This is a genomic window from Azospirillum sp. B506 (assembly GCF_000333595.1).
In the GTDB taxonomy this organism is placed as follows: domain Bacteria; phylum Pseudomonadota; class Alphaproteobacteria; order Azospirillales; family Azospirillaceae; genus Azospirillum.
Genome location: NZ_BADK01000553.1, coordinates 1 through 2,547, shown reverse-complemented (window position 1 = coordinate 2,547; position 2,547 = coordinate 1). Strand labels below are relative to the sequence as shown.

General features: G+C 68.2%; 3 protein-coding genes. 1 reads left to right on the top strand and 2 read right to left on the bottom strand.

Features of this window, described 5'->3' with window-relative positions:
• On the top strand, positions 1-303 hold a 303-nt coding region (locus I71_RS39165; RefSeq protein WP_211098393.1), incomplete at its 5' end, for a hypothetical protein.
• Here the strand turns inward: I71_RS39165 and I71_RS16335 are convergent.
• Complete coding sequence (locus tag I71_RS16335) at positions 281-1,273, bottom strand: carbohydrate kinase (protein ID WP_042695907.1); 993 nt, start codon at positions 1,271-1,273, stop codon at positions 281-283. The two genes, I71_RS39165 and I71_RS16335, sit on opposite strands and share 23 nt — an antisense overlap.
• A 14-nt stretch (positions 1,274-1,287) precedes the next feature.
• On the bottom strand, positions 1,288-2,547 hold a 1,260-nt coding region (locus tag I71_RS16330; RefSeq protein ID WP_042695906.1), incomplete at its 5' end, for a mannitol dehydrogenase family protein.

The following is a 2,547-nucleotide window of genomic DNA, read 5'->3' as shown; positions in this document are numbered from 1 at the left end:
AACATTATTTGGAGTGATCAATTTGTTTTGTTGAGGATTGCGTTTCTTTCTAAGGGCCTGTGGAAGGCCCAGGTCTCCCAGGAATGGAACATTTGGAACGCCATGGAACGGTTTCCGACGGGGTGTTCAGTGTTCCACATGAGGGCAAGAAAGCCGCAAGCGCCCTCTCCCGCGATGGAAGAGGGCGCTTGCGGCGGCGGAAACGAGAAAAAAGGCCGATCTCGGAATGCTAAGTCCTTGCGGTGCGCCACACCACCGAAAGCGGCAAAACCGTTGCGTCTCAACGGCCCAGCAGGCGATTGACCGCTGCGCGGTCGGGCAGGGAAGGGATGGCGCCGGGGGCGGTGGTGGTCAGGGCGCCGGCGGCATTGGCGAAACGGCAAATGTCGCGCAGCCGTTCGGCAGTGAAGGCGGTGCCGACATCCTCAAGAATGCCGGCCAGGAGTGCGGCGACGAAGGCATCGCCGGCACCGGTGGTGTCGACGGTGGTGACGGCCATCCCCGGCACATGGCCGGACCCATCGGCGGTCAGGAAGGTGCAGCCGTTGCGGCCATGCGTCACCACCAGCAGGCGAAGGCCCTCGTGCCACAGGCTGCGGCCGGCGGTGTCCGGATCGGCGCTGCCGGTCAGGAACTCCAGTTCCTCGTCGCTCAGCTTGACGATGGAGGCGGCGGCGATGCCCTGGCGGATCAGCTGTTCCGCCGTCCCGCGGTCGGGCCACAGGGCGAGGCGCAGGTTGGCGTCGAAGGACACCAGCCGGCCATGGCGGCGTGCCGTTTCGACCGCCTGCAGGCTCGCCTCGCGCGCCGCCGGATCGATCAGGCCGATGGAGCCGGAATGCAGCAGACGGGCAGTGGCGATGGCGTCGAGGTCGAGGTCGGCAGCGGAAAAGCCGGCCATCGGCTCGCCATAGAACAGGAATTCCCGCTCCCCCTCCTCGTCGAGGGAAACGAAGGCGACCGGAGTCCTGGCATCGGGCACGCGGCGCAGACAGGACACGTCGACGCCGGCATCGGTCAGCGCCCGCGCCAGGAAGCGGCCGAAGCCGTCGGCTGCGGTCCGGCCCATGAAGGCGCTGCGTACCCCAAGCCGGGCCAGACCGACCGCGACATTGGCCGGTGCCCCGCCCGGCGCTGGATCGAAGGCGCCGATGATGCCGGGCCGCGCCGGCCCGGCGGGCATGAAGTCGATCAGCACCTCGCCCAGGCACAGAACGTCGGTTGTGGGGCTGGAGGCGTCGGGCAGGCCGTCGCCTTGCGGCAATGCGGTCATGGCGGGCAAGTCCTTCAGTTGGATCCGCCGGCATAGCGGGTGAGCACGGCGTCGGTGCCGTCCGTCCACAGGGCATGCAGGGCGGCGGAGAAGGCGTCGCGGAAGGGGTGCGACCGGCCGACCTCGCCGTAGATGTCCTCCTGGTCGAGCCATGCGGTCGGCTCGGTGCGGGCCTTGGCGGCGACCTGGGTCAGCCGGTCCCAGTTGGGATCGTTCGGCTCGATCGGCTGGCCGTCGTCGGTCGTCCCGAAGCAATAGCGGCACCACAGCGCCGATTCCAGCGCCAGCCCCTCGATGCCGGCATCGGCCTTCAGGCGGTCGGCGATGGACGGGACGATGAATTTCGGCTGGCGGTTGGAGCCGTCGAGGCAGAGCCGGCGGATGGTGTCCTTGATCTTGGGGTTGGCGAAGCGGCGCTCGATGATGCCGAAATAGCTGGCGAGGTCGGTGCCGGGCACCGGCGGCACGGTCGGGATGATCTCCTCCCGCTCGATCTTCTGCAGGAAGCTGCGGATCAGCGGGGTTTCCATCGCCTCATGCGCATAGGTGATGCCGAGCAGACCGGCCGGATAGGCGATCACCGCATGGCCGCCGTTGAGGATGCGGATCTTCATCGTCTCGAAGGGCGTCACGTCGGGAACGAACTGCACGCCCACCGCCTCCAGCGCCGGACGGCCGGCGGAGAAGCGGTCCTCCAGCACCCATTGCGTGAAGTCCTCGCAGAAGACCGGCCAGTTGTCGGCGATGCCGAAATCGCGGTCGAGGGTCTCGCGCTCCTGCACGCCGGTGGCCGGGGTGATGCGGTCGACCATGCCGTTGGGGAAGGCGACCGAGGTTTCGATCCAGGCGGCGAGGTCGGCGTCGACCTCCCTCGCGATGCCCAGCACGGCGTTGCGGGTGACCACGCCATTGTGGGGGATGTTGTCGCAGGACATGACGGTGAAGGGCACCGTACCATCGCTGCGGCGGCGGGCCAGACCGGCGACGATCAGGCCGAAGACGGTGGTCGGCCGCGACGGCACGGCGATGTCGGCGCGGATCGCCGGATGGCCGGCGTCGAATTTGCCGGCGGCGTCGATGTAGTAGCCGCCCTCCGTCACCGTCAGCGAGACGATGCGGATCGCCGGGTCGGCCAGCTTGGCGATGATGGCCTCGCCGTCGCCGACCGGCAGCATGCCGATCATTGCGCCGGTGACGCGGGCGAGGCTCTGCGCGCCGGATTGCTCGACGACGGTGGTCAGCCAGTCCTGGGGTTCCAGGGCGTCGCGCATGCG

Bases quoted from the DNA above. Each gene is read 5' to 3' on its own strand.
- I71_RS16335 (WP_042695907.1), bottom strand. From the start codon at position 1,273: ATGACCGCATTGCCGCAAGGCGACGGCCTGCCCGACGCCTCCAGCCCC.